Annotated in this window: 12 protein-coding genes and 1 pseudogene; 1 reads left to right on the top strand and 12 read right to left on the bottom strand. The window is 36.9% G+C overall.

Annotation, left to right across the window (positions count from 1 at the left end; genetic code table 11):
- Positions 1-143 precede the first annotated feature (143 nt).
- The 5 genes from EDD74_RS03985 to EDD74_RS03965 form a co-directional block, all read right to left on the bottom strand.
- Positions 144-3,644, bottom strand: coding sequence for an SIR2 family NAD-dependent protein deacylase (locus tag EDD74_RS03985; RefSeq protein ID WP_116441221.1), 3,501 nt, complete (start codon positions 3,642-3,644; stop codon positions 144-146).
- Between the two features lie 98 nt (positions 3,645-3,742).
- Positions 3,743-5,293 (bottom strand): recombinase family protein, encoded by a 1,551-nt coding sequence (locus EDD74_RS03980; protein ID WP_116441220.1) that lies wholly within the window; start codon positions 5,291-5,293, stop codon positions 3,743-3,745.
- Positions 5,294-5,297: 4 nt separating this feature from the next.
- On the bottom strand, positions 5,298-6,947 hold the full coding sequence (locus EDD74_RS03975; protein ID WP_116441219.1) for a recombinase family protein: 1,650 nt from the start codon (positions 6,945-6,947) through the stop codon (positions 5,298-5,300).
- On the bottom strand, positions 6,948-8,606 hold the full coding sequence (locus EDD74_RS03970; protein WP_116441218.1) for a recombinase family protein: 1,659 nt from the start codon (positions 8,604-8,606) through the stop codon (positions 6,948-6,950).
- A gap of 148 nt (positions 8,607-8,754) precedes the next feature.
- Complete coding sequence (locus EDD74_RS03965; RefSeq protein ID WP_116441217.1) at positions 8,755-9,024, bottom strand: DUF6870 family protein; 270 nt, start codon at positions 9,022-9,024, stop codon at positions 8,755-8,757.
- A gap of 397 nt (positions 9,025-9,421) precedes the next feature.
- Between EDD74_RS03965 and EDD74_RS03955 the strand changes: the two are divergent.
- A pseudogene (locus EDD74_RS03955) lies at positions 9,422-9,811 on the top strand (DUF6290 family protein); the annotation flags it as partial.
- A 323-nt stretch (positions 9,812-10,134) separates the two neighbouring features.
- Here the strand turns inward: EDD74_RS03955 and EDD74_RS03950 are convergent.
- From EDD74_RS03950 to EDD74_RS03920, 7 genes are all read right to left on the bottom strand, one after another.
- On the bottom strand, positions 10,135-10,638 hold the full coding sequence (locus EDD74_RS03950; RefSeq protein ID WP_116441215.1) for a hypothetical protein: 504 nt from the start codon (positions 10,636-10,638) through the stop codon (positions 10,135-10,137).
- 161 nt (positions 10,639-10,799) lie between these two features.
- Positions 10,800-13,460: an ABC transporter permease gene (locus tag EDD74_RS03945; protein WP_116441214.1), complete on the bottom strand. Its 2,661-nt coding sequence runs from the start codon at positions 13,458-13,460 to the stop codon at positions 10,800-10,802.
- Positions 13,454-14,164: an ABC transporter ATP-binding protein gene (locus tag EDD74_RS03940; protein ID WP_116441213.1), complete on the bottom strand. Its 711-nt coding sequence runs from the start codon at positions 14,162-14,164 to the stop codon at positions 13,454-13,456. Before EDD74_RS03940 ends, EDD74_RS03945 begins: the two co-directional genes overlap by 7 nt.
- 73 nt (positions 14,165-14,237) lie before the next feature.
- Positions 14,238-15,143, bottom strand: coding sequence for a sensor histidine kinase (locus tag EDD74_RS03935; protein WP_116441404.1), 906 nt, complete (start codon positions 15,141-15,143; stop codon positions 14,238-14,240).
- 4 nt (positions 15,144-15,147) lie between these two features.
- Positions 15,148-15,822 (bottom strand): response regulator transcription factor, encoded by a 675-nt coding sequence (locus EDD74_RS03930; protein ID WP_174704834.1) that lies wholly within the window; start codon positions 15,820-15,822, stop codon positions 15,148-15,150.
- A gap of 128 nt (positions 15,823-15,950) precedes the next feature.
- Entirely contained in the window at positions 15,951-16,325 is a 375-nt protein-coding gene (locus EDD74_RS03925; protein WP_116441211.1) for a TnpV protein, read from the bottom strand.
- A 294-nt stretch (positions 16,326-16,619) separates the two neighbouring features.
- The gene (locus EDD74_RS03920) at positions 16,620-18,206 is read right to left on the bottom strand and encodes a S8 family peptidase (RefSeq protein ID WP_242990083.1); all 1,587 of its coding nucleotides are present in this window, start codon (positions 18,204-18,206) and stop codon (positions 16,620-16,622) included.
- Positions 18,207-18,260 lie beyond the last annotated feature (54 nt).

The raw sequence follows: 18,260 nt of genomic DNA, 5'->3' as shown, positions 1-18,260 counted from the left end.
ATGAATAGTTCAAAAATGGTAGGGTGAGTTAATTTATTGCTAAAAAAACAAAACTTCTTTGTTAAATCATTGCAAAGTGCTCTTAATTCTTATAGCAACATGCACACTCAGCTTGCTCACTGAATGTGTATGTTACAATTGCCCTAATCATTCTCCTTAAAATCAAAGTCAATATTTCTTATCTCAATAAATTCATCCTTATCCTCACTAATTTGTTTCCATTCATCTATACATTCAGATTTTATCCCTTTTGCATAAAGCTCTTTTGCAATTTGGCACGCCATTATCCTACATCTCAACTTATACAAAGCCTCTTGTTCAGAATCTGCATCTTCTATTGTTGTCTCGTCACGAAGCTTTGATAATCCTGCAAACAAAATCAGCAACTCCTTATCTAGTTCAAGATTGCTCTTCACCAATATGTTGCATACCTTTAATACAGGTATACTTTGTACCACTTCACAACAGGTCATTCTACATATTGAAACCTCCGCTACAATATTAGTACACTCTAATAGCATATCATCATTTTTCACGTCAAAACAATTCACATAAAGCATATCATAAAAATCTTTAAGTAAATTCAGTTCTTGCTCATCGCATAACCAAATGTTTTTCCGGAAATCTTCTATATCAATATCTACTTTTTTCACAAAGCAAGCTTGAATCATTTCAATTGTGACGGAATTTCCATATACCTCTTTCAATGCATCAAAATATGCAAGCACATTTTCCATTACCGTGTTAGATAAAACCTTACCGTTCTTAACCCATAATATAATTATTCCAATAGCAATCAAAAATGTCTGGCGAATTCTTTCCTCTGCTTCTGGTTGTTCGTTTTCCCTCCAATATTTATTGGTCAAAACTAAGTTTTTCATTACTTCAAAGGTTTCTTCTAAACATATTCCACATATCCCTATCTCTTTAAGATTCTTTATTAAATCCCTATAGTTATTTCCTCCCGAAGAAAATATTTTGGTATCTGAATCCCTTTTCATTCTCTCTAACGTATTATCAAATATCTGTTTTAAGTTTTTCGCATATGTTTGTTTATCTAACATATACAATAAATCTTTATTTTCTAATGTTTCATCTTCTTCCAAAATATCACATAAATATTTTTTATCTGTTTCATTTAATACGACAATTTGCGCAAGAATGACTAAACGATTAATTGCAACCTCTCTCTCCTCTTTATTACCTTCATTTATCATCTGCTTTATTTTAAAAAGAGTACTATTATATAAATCAACACCAAGAATATATTTTTCTTTAGGTTTATTTATATACAAAATAGGATCACAATAATCACTCATTCGATCCATCTCCATTGGAAATTGTAACACTTTCTCAATTCGCTCTTTTTGCTCCTGTATGGTAAACGCTTTAAACAAACCCTTAAAAATTTTGTTAATTCCTTTAAAATTTGTTCTAATATTACGCAAACACAAATCAAGAACCATATTAAAAATTTCATCTAACACATCACTTGAGCATTTATAACAAAATCTAGCGATAATTTCTGGAAGTACAATTGCCGCCTGCTCATATATTGATTTTGCCCAAAAACAGTTCTCAGGATTAACATTTTTCATTACAATCTGAAATATTTGTAAATATTCTTTTGCAATACTATCAACTTCCTCTTGTGATAAATTAGCTAACTCAACTCTTCCAAATAATAAATCTAAATGTTTTTTATCTTGTGATATAAGAATCTGCATAAAACACCAATGCGGATAATATGGCACAACCCTTTTTATCGTTCCATATAAACCTTTAGTATTCGTTACATTCCGCAATCTAAATGGATGCCCTGTTTGTTCCAAAAATCTCAAATACTCTAATGCATAGAATACATCTGAATTATCTATCCCCATGTGCATTGTATATGTAGATGACAAATCAAAATTATGTTTTGTTTCAAAAGTTTTTTTATTTTTCTCATCTGCATTCAAATATAAGCAATACTTATCATTTTCACTCCACCATGACACATCACTTTCATGAATACACTCCTCTGTACTCTCTATCCTATTTCCTCCTATAGTTCCCTGACGAATAAAGTTAATCAATGAAACAATACTCTCTTCTATAGAAGATAAATACTCATTTCCACTTGCCTTTACTAATTGCTTTCGAACCAAAATAAGTGTATCTAACAAAATTCCATCTGCCTTTGATACTTCTCCAACAAGAGCATATATACTTGCTTTCACTAACGGCCAGTATACATCCCCCTCGGCCACCTCCCACGACTCCAACTCACTTCTTAATTCTTCGTCCTGAAACCTATAGAGGTATCTCCAACAATCACAAGCGGATAAAAACTGTTTGCTATCATAATCTAAAATAGTTGTATCAATTTTTTTATGACATATATCATATTTTTCCCAGTCTGCTAATTCCCTAAATGAACGTAAGAGATGTAAATATATTACCTGCTTTTTATATTTTAACTTATCATTTAAACCATTTTCTATTTTCTTTTCGTCGCTTTTCACTAACACTTCCCAGAATTGATTCACAACCTGTGCTAAAATTGGTCGTCCCGCAATCTCTAGTAACTTTACATACTCATACATATAATTTACTTGTTCTTCAAAAATAACATCTTCAAATTTGTTTAAATACTCAAGTTTATCTAAGATAAATTTAACCTTATTTTTCATCTTCCAAGGAAGAAAAATCCATCCCGGATATGATTCATTCAACTTGTTCATTATTTCTGTCTTTTGGGAAAAGTCAGTAGTATGATGCAAATCAATTTTTCCATAATCAAACCAATTATCTTTCCTGTTTTTTTCTTCTACCCTTAATTTCAACTCTTCAAAAAAAGCACTTAATCTAGCGGAAACACTTTTGGTTGGCCATAATTCTTGTAAGTCAACAACAATTATATTACGTTCAAAAAGTAATTTGCGCTTTGCCTCTGCAATATGTGAAACTGATATCATATACATTTTTTGAGAACTACTTTTACCTAAATTATCATGTATCCATCCAATCCAATTTATAAAATTAGGATCTTCACATGAAAATCCTATCATACAAAATACATTCTCTAACAGCGCTTGTTGAACTGTATTAACCATCGCCGCAAATTTAATCGGATAAGTTCTATAATCCTCTTCTGTTATAATAAAGGGACGATAAGAAGGAAATGATCCATGTAATTTTAGTATTCTCGGTGCATCATTGCTATTCACTAAATCATTTTGACTTATGACAACATTATACCTACGTTTTGTAACTTTATCAGCAGCTCGCTCTAATAAGGTATCGTAATTTGTAGTAAATACATCTTTCCATGGCATTCCCATCATCTTCATATATAATTCAGATGGTGCATAGTCTAAATCTGGCACCGCTTCTCTTATTAATTTTTCCAACTTAGGACGCCCTACTGTTACTTCTACTTCTTGAGCCAATCTTAATGAACTATTATATTCCTTTCCCGGTCCTCCATTTTCATCATAAATAGTTTCATAAAATAAATCTGAAAGCTCATTCCAATTCAAAAATTTCTTATCTGTAACAGCTACCTTCTCTGCATTCTTCGAAAACCCAGCGCCTACCATTAATACCGCATGATTATCCGATAAAGCTTCTGCAATTTCTTTTATATAATTCATATTCATATATTTTCTCCCCACGTCTCCAAATATCTTATATTATGTTTCATTTTACCACAAAAGATAGAATCTTGTTGCTACAAGTTTCTCCCTCTTCTAAACTTTTATAATACACTATTTCCTTTAAACCTCCACTCTATCTCTACTTCCTTCTCATCCCACACTACAACCTTCTCCACAAACGTATCCACCACATCCTGATCTAACTCTATAATATCACATCCTTCCCACACATACCCTCCTTCTCCTGCAATCTCTGAAATCTTATTTTTTATCTTCTCTAGTTTATCTTCTAACCTTCCCTTCTCTCTAATCAATTTTTCCTCTTTCTTCCTCAAGCCATCCAGGATCTCCCTATATTCATCCACTAAAATTTCTTTCCCTCTGTACTTCTCATACCCCTCCATTTTCCCTTCTTCTATCTGCTTTACTTCTGCATCAATCCCATTGATCTTCTGTATAACACTTTTATATCTCTCCCTCAGTTGCATAGCACAATCCTGCTGCCATTTTGATACCTCTTCCTGTTTCAATATCTCCTGCTGCAACATATACAAAATCATCTGTTCTATAAACATCACATTTACTTTCTTCACGCATTCCGGTGAATCGGTTTTATATCTGGTTGCACAGAAAAAATATGGATTCAATGAATGTTCAATCTTCAGATTTTTACCGCAGCACCCGCAGACAATCTTTCCCGTCAACGGATGCTTTTCCCTCTTTTGCACAGACTTTTTTCTTCCTCTGCTTTGCTGTACCATTTTAAATGTCTCCCGATCTATAATTGCCTCATGATGATTATAATATATTTTCCATTCACTTCTCGGCTTTAATCTTGCTTTTCCACCAACCGCATTGGTTTCATATTTTCCATACACCCAATTTCCTGCATAAAAATCATTCCGTAACATTTGGCAAATCGTAGAACCATCCCACAGAAATCTATTTCCTTTGGGTTTCATCATAGTAATTCCACGCTTTATTTTATATTCCATCGGCGTCATAACACCTTCCTCATTAAATAGTTTTGCTATTTTACTGGAAGAATCCCCTTCCAATGTCATTTGAAATATTCTTCTGATGATCCCCGCCTCCGGTTCTACTGGCTCAAGCAAATGACAATCCTCTTTAGACTTCATATATCCAAAAGGTGTGCTTCCATTGGCATAGATTCCCTTTTCACGTTTCATTTCCAATGTTGATTTTACTTTTACAGAAATGTCTTTCGCATATAAATCATTAACCAAATACTTAAAGGATGTATCCATACCTGCTGATTTTCCAATATAATCATTACTGTCATAATGATCATTCACAGAAATAAATCTTATACCTAGAAAGGGAAATATCTGCTCCAAGTACGCCCCCATCTCTATGTAATCTCTGGAAAATCTGGAAAAATCTTTCACTATAATGCAATCTATCTTTGCCTCTTTCGCATTCTCCAATAATTCCTTAACGGAAGGACGATCAAAATTCGTTCCCGAATATCCATCATCCACAAATTCCATGACTTCAGTTTTAACATCCACAAACTTGTCTAGTACAAATCTTCTCAGCAAAAGTCTTTGATTTAATATGCTATTGCTTTCTTCCTCGTTTTCCTTATCTTCCATAGATAATCTCATATACAGTGCAATTCTCACTTCCATTACATTACCTATCCCCTTTCTTCTCCTGCAATAATTCAGACTTTTGGAAATAAAACTGTACCTCCAGCCGAGCATCTGCATAAACATCAATTCGTTTTATCAGGGTATGAATTAAATCATAATTCAACGCCTCCCCCTCTTTACATCTCACTAAAGCACGAATAATTTTATTTTCACGCTCTGATCTCTCATCAATTTGATTCTGTCTCTCCTGTATTTCAAGTATTGATTTCTCTAAAGCACTCCTTACACCTTCCGTTTTCTCTTTATAGTTCAGAAATTGTTCCTTAGAAATTTTCTTCTGCCGATATTCCATATAAGTCCTGCTCAAATCTAAGCTAATGCCTTCCATCTGTTCCTCTGCGCTTTTCTGTTCTTGAAAAAGTTGTAGCTTTTTCTTCTGTGCAATTTCATTATTATGTGAAGTGTAATCCTTTGCTCGAAAAGAACTAAGCATATATTCTTTTTTCAAAACCTGTAAAACAATTTCCTCTATCGTTTTCATAGGAATATAATGGCTATCGCATCTATCCCCATCAATCCTGCCAATGTTAGTGCATCCATACACATATCTTCGTAATACCTGTTTATAAGATTGCTTTTTAGAGGTACAAATTCTTCTTAACTTATGCCCACACTCTCCGCAATACAGGATATCTCGAAAAATATCTGGTTCCTGCAACTCTTTCGTATAAAAAATCTTTTTCTCTGATTTTCTTTCTTCAAAAGATGTATTCACACGATAAAATAACTCTTTCGATACGATTCCCTCATGTGCGTTTTCAATAATAATAGGCTCTTTTACCTTCCCACCTTTTTGAATCAGAGTTCCAATATAAATTGGATTTGTCAACATTGCTGTCAAAGTCACTTCTGACCATTGTTTTAAAGTTTCTCCGTTTTGGCAATAGACATGTTTCGTTTTCTGATATTCTGTCGGTCTATGAACTTTCAATTCATATAAAAACTTTATAATTTCTGAAATTCTTTTTCCCGAATCATACATTTCATATACTCTCTGAACAATCGTACTGGTTTCCTTCTCTTTAAACAGTACATACTTATCCTGAATCTTATGCTTTTCATATCCATAAGCAGGGATGCCTCCGATGTAGCTTCCATTTTCCAACTTTGCCCTTTTAGAACTTTCAACACGCTGTGAAATATCTTTAGCATACAACTCATTAACAATATTTTTCAGATTGATTTTCATTTTCCCATTACCATCTACTGGGTTCTCACTATCGTAATGATCCGTCACGGAAATAAATCTCACTCCCATAAATGGGAAAATTCTTTCTAAGTAATTCCCAGTTTCAATATAATCACGAGCAAATCTCGAAAAATCTTTTACCACCACACAGTTTATTTTCTTTTTCCGAATATCTTGCAGCATCCTCTGAAAATCAGGTCTATCAAAATTTGTACCTGTTGTTCCCAAATCAGAATATACTTCTACGATTATCATATTGGGTAAACTCTCAATATGCTTTCGTGCAATTTCTATCTGGCTTTCAATGGATTCATTTTTCTTTTCCGTACTATCCACTGACAGCCTTGCATAAATCCCCACCCGAAAAACTTTTCCAGCTTTGTTTTCAGTTATATTTTGATATTCCAAATTCTCTTTTTTTCTCTTAGATGTTCTTGCCATTTAGACCACCTCTTTCACAATTTCTGATTGAGATGAAAGAAATTCTGACAACACCAACATCTTTTTCATTTCTTCCTGACAGCAAAACTGTACCGATACTTTTTTCTCCTCGTACACTTCTATCCTGCCTACAAAGGCTAATAGGGTATCCCTGTCTAATGTGGTAATCTGCATGGTCTCTTTCAAGCGTTCCAACTTTACACCTGATTGTATCCCTTTATAAAACAGTCTGTTTAACATCTCTTCCTGTTTCTCAAGCGCCTGCTCTGTCTCCATGTATTGCTTTTCATAAATCGCACTAAAGTTCTTAAAGTCTGCCTGCGTAATTACTCCCCTCTTCAAATCTTCATAAAGTCCCGCCCGCAGCTCCAGATATTTTTCCTGCTCATTCCTTAATCGAGTAATCTCTTTATCAAATCCGACCACATCCTCAAAGTTCATTTCCTTTGTCTGGAGATACTGCATCTGCCGATTTACATCAATCAGAAGTTCAACCTGCGACTGTATGATCCGGAATACCACTTTTTTCAAATCTGCTTCTGAAATACTGTGCCTGCTGCACCCCTCACTCCGATTTCTCGTCGAACAGATATAATATATTTTTTCCGTTCCCTTATATCGGTTTATTCGACGAACCATCGGCTCTTTACAATCTCCGCAAAACAGAAGTCCCGAAAACATGTGCGCTTTTTCTTTTCCCTTCCCGGCTCTGGTATCGACTTTTAAAAGCCGCTGTACATTTTGGTAATCCTCTTTGGAAATGATTGCCTCATGTGTGCCTTCCACCTTAAACCACTCAGACTCTGGCTTTTCTAAAATCTTATCTACCTTATAATTGACTTTCTCCCGTTTTCCCTGTACCATCGTTCCGGTGTAAATTTCATTCGTCAAAATACGCTTTACCGCCACCGCAGACCATTTGGATACGATTCCTGCATGAAACCCTGTGGCATAATGCTCTCCGTGGGATTTCTTATATTCCAATGGAGAGAAGATTCCATTCTCATTCAAGCGTTTTGCAATGGCAAGGTTGCTCATGCCGTCCAGTTTCCATGTAAAAATATTTTTCACAATCTTTGCCGCATATTCATCTATGACCAGCTTATTTTTATCTTCATAGTCTTTCTGATATCCATAGACTGCAAATGCCCCGATAAATTTCCCTTTCTCCCGTTTTATTTTCTGATGTGATTTTACCTTTTCTGAAATATCCTGACAGTAGGAATCATTCACAAAGTTTTTGACCGGAATCACAAGAGATGTGGTACTCTGGTCCGCAGTCAGACTATCATAATGATCTGTGATCGCAATAAAACGCACAGAAAAAGCCGGGAAGGTCTTTTGAATGAACCGCCCGGCTTCAATATAATCTCGTCCAAATCTGGATAAATCTTTTACAACGACACAATTTACATTTCCATTTTCAATGTCCGCCATCATTCTTTTAAAATCTGGTCGGTCAAAGTTGGCTCCCGAATATCCGTCATCAATATAAATATCGAATAACTCCATATCCGGCTGTTCTCTTACAAAGGAACGTGCTAGCTCACGTTGGGATGAAATACTGTCGCTTTCTCGTTTTGCGCTGCCATCAATATCTTCATCATCCCTCGACAAACGAAGATAGATTGCAGTATGATAACATACATTTTTCTGCATTTTGCTTCCTCCTAATTTTACTATTTTGATTTCAGTCAGTCGAACCTGTCCTACGAGATTCTTTCTTATAGTAATTTCAGGATTTCACTGTTTTGTCCTGCATCTAAATTACCATGACATCCTGATATTGTAAAGAGCAAATTCAACTTTAATATTTCGTTTCTGCAATTTTTGAAATATACTGTTTCATCCGATCATTCAGCGTCTCTTTACATTCAGAATATCCAATCTTCACAACATACTCGCCCACCCGGACAAGATAAGGGTTATGTACCTGTTCCACATACTCTTTCACTCTTTTTTGTACTGACTGTTTCATATCAATCCCAATTTCACTAATATCCACAAGCTCATCTGGATTTACTTCTTTTATATTTACACGCTTCAATTCCTGCAAAGTTTTCCCATCCAAAAGCATAACCCCCTTCCTATTTGAGATTCTATGCGTCCAGAAACTTGTCTCATTCTAAAAAACATTTTTCTTTTTTCAAGGTTCATCTTTACATAACCCCAATCCCAGCGCATGAAAAAAACAAGCATCAAAAAGATTTTCTTTTTTCTGCTTGTTTCTTAACCTCTCCCAAACAGAGTTATTGAAGGGGAAAAACATTTCAGAGCAAGATTCGCCTATGTCCGACAATAACCCGTTTCCCGGTTTTTGCAGACTTGGCATTTCTTGATGGGGATTTCGCTCCCCATTCCCTCGATATAAACCTGCACTTAAAATTTGCAGGTTGGCTCTCACAAAAAGTTGTGTTCGCAGCGCAATACCGAGGTATTGACGATGTGCATACGCACGAAGAAGAAAGAAGGCTTCCTATGGCAAGACCAAAAAAACAATCTCCCGTCCGTATCGTATCACAGTCCGTTTTACAGATATGGAATATGGGTTAATAACAGATGCGGCTGAAGAAACTGGACTTACCTTATCCGAGTACATCCGCAAAATGGTGTTGGAAGGAAAAATAGCGATTCGCTATGAAGTAGTTGCTGATATCCCGGAATTACAAAAACTGACCGCTGAGTTTGGAAAAATCGGAAGTAACTTAAATCAGATTGCCCGCTATTTTCATACAGGCGGCGTCCGATCTAAAACCATGCAGGATGAAATTCAATCCTGTATCGCTGGTATTTGGAATTTAAGAAATGAGGTAGTAAAAATGGCTTGGAATTTCCTCGACAAAGCCGAACACGAACAGAAATAGACTCCTGATTAAATTTTCCCAGACCTGTCATTTTGACATTTCTAGAAGTGTCGTTTTAACATCTCTAGACATGTCAAAACGACACGCTAATAATACTGATATAAATAATACTGATATTATTAAGACTGATTCTATCTTATCGTATCAAGGAATATACGATAGGATTCGATTTTTACAAAATAGCAAATGATGGGATACTAGCACCAAGAATAAATTTGTTATATAATACAACAAACCACTTCCCTTGTTATCCTTCATTTGCTTTTATACTTTCCCTTGAAAAAAGAATCTGTATGCTTGCCAATGAACATTGCAATTTTCTATTATTTTTCTGTTTTATCTTCTTTCTTCAAACTATTAATCCAACCGTATTTTTCGCTTTTGAAACGTTCTACAAATTCATTTCTATTATTATAATGATGTCCTATAAGATTAGGTCGAATATCATCACGAACTGCAAGGAGTAAATCTTTCGGTGCATCGTTATCTGCCAAAGACATCATGGCAAGAGCGTATCCAACATACATACCATCTAAATAGCCTGTTTGATGTAAATTATCTATCAATAAATTCTCAGGTAACCCCGCGTAACCATGTGGGAGAAGCCCTTTTTCTACAAGCCGAGTTGACCACAGATTTAATAACTCTTTTTCGTTTTTCTTACTAAACAACTCGTCAATATTAATTCCTTGAATTTTATCCTTTGCATATTGGGAAATAACACCTATTAGTATATTACCCACATCTGATAATCCTTGATTAATGCTTTGTTTTAAATCATCAGCTACACCTTCACCTAATCGTACACTATTTTTATTATCAGCCATTTTAAAATCCCTCCATTCCTAAGAATTTTTCTATACACAATAACTTCTATTTTTCTCTTTATTTGTAATTATACATTATATCCCTTTATTGTAAAGCGAAAAGCAAGCCATTTTCAGACTTGCTTTCCGCTTCACCTTATTACTCATTTCCAATCACGAATCTATCTTCTAATCTCACTTATAATATTCTCTCTTCCCATCTTCCAAGCCGGGAACATTACTGCCACTACTGCAATCAGCACATTCAGCACCATAATTCCGATCAAAACCAGATTGGGAACATTAGAAGTCAGATGTAAGAATTGAAGCACATGAGCCATATAGTAATCCATTAACCTTCTAAGAACTAAATTATAAAGCAGGAAGATAAACACATCCGCCAACACTCCATACAGAATACCTGTCTGCAAAATCATCTTATAAAACCCACTGTTCGTGATTCCCATTGCACGTATGATACCGTATTCTCTTCTTCTGGCAAGAATCGTATGATTCATGCTGTTTATGATATGGAACAGACTGATAATCAACAGGATTACTGCAATACTGGAAAAGAATATCTGCTGTTGCTTAAGATAATCTTTCTGTGTTTCGATTGCAGAAGTATAATCCTGCAATACTGCCTTGGGAACATCTCGGATTACTTGCAATAACTGATTGCTCACGCTCTCTGCATCTGCGCCATCAGCTGGCGATGCATTGATAAAACTGTAATCTGTAATTCCAAAGTTCTCTTCCATCTGTTCGCCAGTCATAATCACACTCTGAGTATTTTTCCAGACTTCTGTATTCAAAAAATCTTTCTCCTGCGCCAATGGTCTGTTTACGATTGCCGTAATTTCAAACTCTTTCTCGATATAGTTTTCTTTGCCGCTTTGGAATTTTAACAGTTCATCTGTATAGTTTTCTGTCTTTGGTACACGAAGTGTAATCTTATCTCCCGGCTTCTTTCCGTAAAAATAGTAATTTCCCTGACCGTCCATATTCGCCGTCACGATCACCTGATTGTTATTTTTCATTGTTTCCGGCTGGAGCTCTCCCTCCAGAATAAAATCCTGAAGCTGTTCTATCATCGCTTCATCGTAGCCATACACATTATATTTGATCCGGTAATTTCCATCTTCCTGCTGATTACAGATCCCATCATATCTCTGGATAAAATACGGCTCCTGATTTTGATATTTGAAATAATCACGCCAATCTTCCTCTGCCAAAAACTCATTTCTGGAAAGCTGCAATTCTCCCATCGTATACTTTGTCGCATATACATTCTCTGTTTCCGGCATGTTTTTAATCTTATCTGCTACCGTCTCTGGAATCGTATCCTTCAGCGAATCAGATTTCAAAGAAATACGGTATTCCGAACCAAGCCCGTCATCCGACATCAACGAAAGTTCTGCGTGAACCTTCAAATTTTCAACCATATAAGTCGTACATAAGAAAATACAACCACCGATAGACAAGGATAATAAAATTCCAAGCACTTTCCGCTTATTGGCAAACATAAATTTCCGTACTACTACATTCGCCATATTTACATTTCGCAGCGCATATATTTTCCTTCTTTTTGTAAAAGAAATATCTCCACTCATTACTGCTTTTAACGAATATTTCCGAAGCGAACGAACCACGATAAAAGCAACTAGCGCCAATGAAATCAGCAGAAATAGAAATCCAAATACCATTGCATCCACGGAAACAAAAAACTTCGCTGCATTTGCTCCTTCTGCCAACGTATGGTCAGCGATGGATAGACCAGTCTCTGCGCCGCCAATTCCTTTTCCACCGAATACACCACTAAGCTTTTGATACATAAGGCTTAATATACCATTTCCTAAGAAACATCCTAACGGATACCCAATTAAAAATAACATCCAAAGTTCCAAAAGTAATGTACCGCCAATCTGCGCTTCACTGATACCTAATGTCTGCAATATTCCATACTCAGAAGTTCTCTTCGATACAGAAATGCTAAATACACTATATACTACAAAAAGGCTGAACAGACATAGCAGGAAGATCATCCCGTTATAAGCCAGATTATAGTCACTCTGCAATTTCAAAACGATATAGGTGAAGTTTCCTTCTTCATTGGTCAGACCAAACTTCACAATTTCATAGATGCTGCTTGGTGCTTCTCCGCCAAGATACTGTATTACTTCATCATTTCCGACTACTGCTTCAGATGATAATTTTTGTTCCTGTAAAAAAGCATCCAACTGTTTATATAACTTCTCATCTTCATTAAATCTGAGATATAAAAACGTCTGACTTCCTCGACCTTTAAATGAATCACTTACAAAAACTTCCATTTCACTGGAACTTGCCGCCCATTCACTTTTTAAAATACCAGTGACGATATACTCTTTTTCTCCAATACGAAGAGAATCTCCCAGATTCCCTGAAAATCCGAGATTGCTAAGCACAAATCCGTCCGCTGCAATTTCATTTTCTTTCTCTGGAAATGTTCCCTCCAACAAGTCTCTGTGTGCCATTTGACGATAAGTTTCATCGGCATGGATAAAACAGATCATAAATTCCTCTGCCACTACGTCACGGATTTCCATCTTTCCACACTGTTCCAGTGCATATCCTTTCCCTTTCTCACCGCTTTCTACAGAATCGAAAAGTTCCTTGTCCGTTTCTATATAATAATGCCAGTCTCCGTAAATCGTCTTGCTGTTCGCCAGATCACTTTTCTGACTGCTGTAAATCAAAGAAGAAATCCCGGAAAGCAATGACGCTGTTAATAAAATACTCGCAAAAATTGCAAACGTCTGGCTCTTGTAATACCGCATATATTTCCACGCCAGCTTTAACATACGACATCACCGCCTTTTGCCGGAAATCTTCTCTTTCCCGTAACAATCTGACCATCTTCGATATGAATTACTCTGTCGCAAGTCTGTGCAATGGCTTCATTATGCGTTACCATGAGAATCGTTTGATTGTACTTGCGACAACTCGCTTTTAATAATCCCATAACTTCAATGGTTGTAGCTGAGTCCAAATTACCTGTCGGTTCATCGCAAAGCAGGATGCTCGGCTTATTTGCCAAAGCTCTTGCGATTGCAACTCTTTGCTGCTGACCGCCGGATAATTCGTTTGGATATTTCTTACGCTTTTCCCAAATACCCAGTTCACGTAACAATTCTTCGATATATTTACGATTGATATGTTTTCCACGGTCAAATGTTACCGGTAATGCCACGTTATCATACACATTCAACACAGGCATTAAACTATAATTCTGGAATACAAACCCTATATTTCTTCTACGGAAAATCGTCAGTTCTTTTCTTGAAAGAGAACCAATCTCTTTATTCTTTATAAAAATCTGTCCACTTGTCGGATTATCCAGACCACCGATTAAATTAAGACAAGTAGATTTGCCTGAACCAGATGTGCCTACAATGGCAACAAACTCGCCTTCTTCTACTTTTAGATTGATATTCCGTAGTGCCTTTACCTGATTATCTTTTTCTCCATATATTTTCTCAACATTTCGTAATTCTAAAATACTCATCCGTCATCACTCCTCTTTTCTTGATACATCCAGTATAACTGCCGTATCTTGCAATTTCTTTACAAACGGATGATTAGTTCTTACAGTTTTGTAAGAATACAGAAAAACAACTTCCCTTTCCGTACTCGGAATCCACTGTCATATATCCTTTCTCTTTCCCCAAAATCAGATTAGAGAGATATAAACCAATCCCGGAACCTTCCAGGTTCTCAACTTCTGGACTTCTATAAAATCGTTTGAATATATCGGTCATTTCCTCCTGCCGGATACCACGCCCATTATCTGCAATCTGAATCTCAGTGTATAAATCATAACTTTTTACGCAAATGGAAATGGTTCCTCCTCTATCGGTGTACTTAACAGCATTTTCCAACAAATTTACAAATACTTCTGCTGTCCATTTACGATTATGATACAATAATCTGTCCTCAAATGGTTCCAATGTAAAGTTGATTTCCTTTTTCTCCAGTTTCTCATATACCGTATCTACTGCGTCTAAGATCGTCTGCTTGATTCCTATTGCTTTCCCTTCGAAGCCATCAATATTTTGCTCCAACTTTACCATCTTCGATAAAGACTCTACAATCCAGCTCAGTTTATCAACCTGCCGTTGCATTTTTTCAGAAAACACTGTTTTCTGTTCTGGCGTAATTTCCTCTTTACCTAAAATTTCTGCATAAAGAGAAATATTCGCCAGGGGAGTTTTTAATTGATGAGACATATTGGATACCAAACTTTTCACCTGCTCTTTTTCTTGTTCCGCACTGCTCGCATGGTTGCCAAGCACTTCCTGTATCTGCTTGATTTTGCTGACAAGGGCAGAATATTCTCCTTCTTCCAGATCAGAAGCTACAATCATTTCCCGGCTTAACACACGATCCAACAAACGGTCAATTAAGCGATACGTTTTTCTCTTTTGATATATGGTATATCCAATCGACAAACACAAAAGCATTGCTAAAATTAGCGTAATCCACATCTTTTTATTCCTTCCAGATATATCCAATCCCATGAACTGTTTGGATCCATTTGGGTTTCGATATATCATCCTCTATCTTTGTACGAAGTCTGCTGATATTTACAGACACCGTATTGTTATCTACATACTTCCCATCACTATCCCATATTTTCTCTAAAATCTGCTCTTTAGAAAGGATATGATTCTTATTCTCAACCAAATACAATAACAGACGGTATTCCAATTTGCTAAGTGAAATCTCTTCGTCTCGTTTATATACTTTGCAGACACTCTGATCTATGCTTAATTCTCCTGAGATAATTTTTGTACTTTCCGATTTTTCCTGAAGGATCCGCTTCATTCTTGCCTTTAATACTCCAAGAGAAAATGGTTTTGACAAGTAATCATTTACTCCTAATTCTAAAGCCTTTATCTCATCCAGCTCTGTATCACGAGCTGTCAGCATAATAATCGGAATATTGCTGTAACTGCGAACCTCTTTGCAAAGTTCAAACCCTGTTCCATCCGGTAAGTTACAGTCAAGAAGAACCAGATCACAGCCACCTTTCTTTATTTCCTGTAAACCTTCCTTTTTGGTTTCTGTCTCCAGAACATCATACCCATCACTTGAAAAAGAGAAGGAAAGACCTTCTCTTAAATCACTATCATCTTCAACTATCAAAATTTTATACTTTCCCATCATATATTTCCTTTATTACTTCACACTAAATAACTTTTTTACTTTACATATAATTATACAACAACCACCTTCATTGTAAAGCAAAAAGCAAGCCGTCTTCAGACTTGCTTTCCATCATACTCCTTTCCTTATTGATAAATTATATCATTATCTACGATCTCCCTCGCACATGCTTGTATATTGTTCATTCTCCCTATCCACTCTAAGGTATCGTCTGCCTTTAACTGTTCTGTAATCCCCTGTGCCTGTTCCATTTGCTCTACAACCCTTTCAAAACGTTCCTGTGCCTGTTCTTCTATATCAGCTAAATAATCATTTAACTTTCCACTTGTAATCAGATTCAGATATATGCCCCTGCGGTACTCCTTCAAATACCGCAAATGTTTTTGCCACCATACACCGATAAATCTCTGTTTTTCCTCCGGCAGGGTAAGACATGGGATAAGATAATCCCCATACCTAATATATGCTCCACCCATTTTTTCATAGATCGTCTTTTTCAAATTCTATGCCACCTTTCTTTCGTTTTGCCTCGCAAATATAACTCTCAACATTGCTACATAAATACATCATTCTTCCGGGCGGGAAAAAAACTGCATTACATAATCACCTATCAAATTTATACTCTGACTACCTTGAGTTATATTATTGCAAACCTCCTTTTCACCACTCAATTTTGACTCTGATACCGGTACTCATCATCAAAATTATCATGGTATTTCTCATTTTTTCGTAGGACAAAAGTCAGTGAAACCCTTATATTTACTGGGTTCTTTCTAACTTAACAATATAATAACTCATTCCCCCCACTCCATCATAAGTGCCGCCGCTCCGGAAACAAATGGTGTAGCAAACGATGTTCCGGTGAATGTCTGATAAATTCCGGACGGTGTCGGCGCTGTAATATCTACTCCTGGCGCCACAAGATCCGGTTTACTTTCTCCTTCAAGTCCTCCTCTTCCCGAAAAATCTGCATAGGCAAACGTCAATGAATCGTATGCTCCTACACTGATCACTCTCTGTGAAGTCGACGGAATCGTCAATGTCCCCCTCTCGGTCGGGTAGCGGAATGCAGTTCCCCTGTTCAAGACATTCTCACTCGGAAGCCATAAGTCATATTCCCCTGTCACAATTTTTCTTGGAGTCAGAACAAACTGCCATATGCCCGGCGTAATATACGAATCTTTTGGAAGAAACTCGATAAAAATCTCCTGTGAGACATGAAACGGACTTGGCTCTCCATAATACAGCAGAATTTCCGTATCTCCGACCACAAAACGTTGTGTACCGATTACCTCTGGTATCGGTCCGATCTGCACACCTGCCGGAGAAATCAGAGAGATATCAACAATGTCATGGTATCTTTTCCAAATCTGCACATTGATTACCGTCTCCTTCATCTGTACCGCAAGCGGAATCCGCTCTTCCGTATTCTCTTTAAGGATTCCTGCAGTATGCCCCGCACTTGCACCTTCATTTCCCATGCCGATACAGATCACGCTCTTCCACAAGTTTGCAATATCCGCAATAAATCGCTCCAACAAACTTGTGCCGGTGTGTGAACCATATGTATTTCCAAAACTGATATTGATTGCGACAGGTCTTCCTGCTCTCTGAGCCTTCTTTACCACATAGTCAATTGCCTGCATCAGTTCGGTCGTTCTTGGGAATCCTTCCTCCCTCGGTGTACCGAGCTTGACGACAAGAATCCCGCTCTCAGATGCAACTCCCTGATAGCGGGCTCCTTGACTTCCTCTTCCATTTCCTGCTGCAATTCCCGCCACAGCGGTTCCATGCCCAGATCGATCTTCACTTGGTACAATTTTCATTCGTTCTGTCCGGTTCTCCTGCTGCAGCGCCTCATTGATCTTCTCCTGCGTGTATTCTGTTCCCTGCACATAGCCTTCCGGTGGATTTCCGGGAATTGTCTGATCCCAGAGTGCATAAATTCTTGTCGTTCCATCTGCATTCCGGAAATCCAGATTTGCATAATCAATCCCTGAATCAATGATTGCCACAAGCACACCGGCCCCATAAAGTTTTGGCGGTCGGATCTGCACCGAAGTCATACAAGACACTCTTCTTCCATTTTCCACTTGAAAAAACAATCGCTTGGGCTTCTCTATATACTCTACCGCCTCAATCCCCGACAGCGCTTCCAGACGATCTTCCCGGACAGTCACAATAGCAAACTCATTACTCAATTCCACAACACTCTCTGCAATTTCTCTAACCTGCCCAAGCGTTCCCGAATATTTTATAATCACTTCCCATGTTCGTGCAATCGGGTAGTATCCCACATCCAACTCCAAAGATTTTTCTCGTTCTTCTTCACTTGCACTCAGTGCCAGATTCAATAAATTTTCAATTTTCTGGTCTGCCATATGATCACCCCATCACACTTTATTCAGATAGGATGGCAAAAATACCTTTGCTTT

Source organism: Faecalimonas umbilicata, assembly GCF_004346095.1.
Classification (GTDB): Bacteria; Bacillota; Clostridia; order Lachnospirales; family Lachnospiraceae; genus Faecalimonas; species Faecalimonas umbilicata.
This window is presented reverse-complemented; position numbering and strand designations above follow the sequence as displayed.

Coding starts and splice junctions, on each gene's coding strand:
- EDD74_RS03985 (WP_116441221.1), bottom strand. CDS start 3,644: ATGAATATGAATTATATAAAAGAAATTGCAGAAGCTTTATCGGATAAT.
- EDD74_RS03980 (WP_116441220.1), bottom strand. CDS start 5,293: ATGGAAGTGAGAATTGCACTGTATATGAGATTATCTATGGAAGATAAG.
- EDD74_RS03975 (WP_116441219.1), bottom strand. CDS start 6,947: ATGGCAAGAACATCTAAGAGAAAAAAAGAGAATTTGGAATATCAAAAT.
- EDD74_RS03970 (WP_116441218.1), bottom strand. CDS start 8,606: ATGCAGAAAAATGTATGTTATCATACTGCAATCTATCTTCGTTTGTCG.
- EDD74_RS03965 (WP_116441217.1), bottom strand. CDS start 9,024: ATGCTTTTGGATGGGAAAACTTTGCAGGAATTGAAGCGTGTAAATATA.
- EDD74_RS03950 (WP_116441215.1), bottom strand. CDS start 10,638: ATGGCTGATAATAAAAATAGTGTACGATTAGGTGAAGGTGTAGCTGAT.
- EDD74_RS03945 (WP_116441214.1), bottom strand. CDS start 13,460: ATGTTAAAGCTGGCGTGGAAATATATGCGGTATTACAAGAGCCAGACG.
- EDD74_RS03940 (WP_116441213.1), bottom strand. CDS start 14,164: ATGAGTATTTTAGAATTACGAAATGTTGAGAAAATATATGGAGAAAAA.
- EDD74_RS03935 (WP_116441404.1), bottom strand. CDS start 15,143: ATGTGGATTACGCTAATTTTAGCAATGCTTTTGTGTTTGTCGATTGGA.
- EDD74_RS03930 (WP_174704834.1), bottom strand. CDS start 15,822: ATGGGAAAGTATAAAATTTTGATAGTTGAAGATGATAGTGATTTAAGA.
- EDD74_RS03920 (WP_242990083.1), bottom strand. CDS start 18,206: ATGGCAGACCAGAAAATTGAAAATTTATTGAATCTGGCACTGAGTGCA.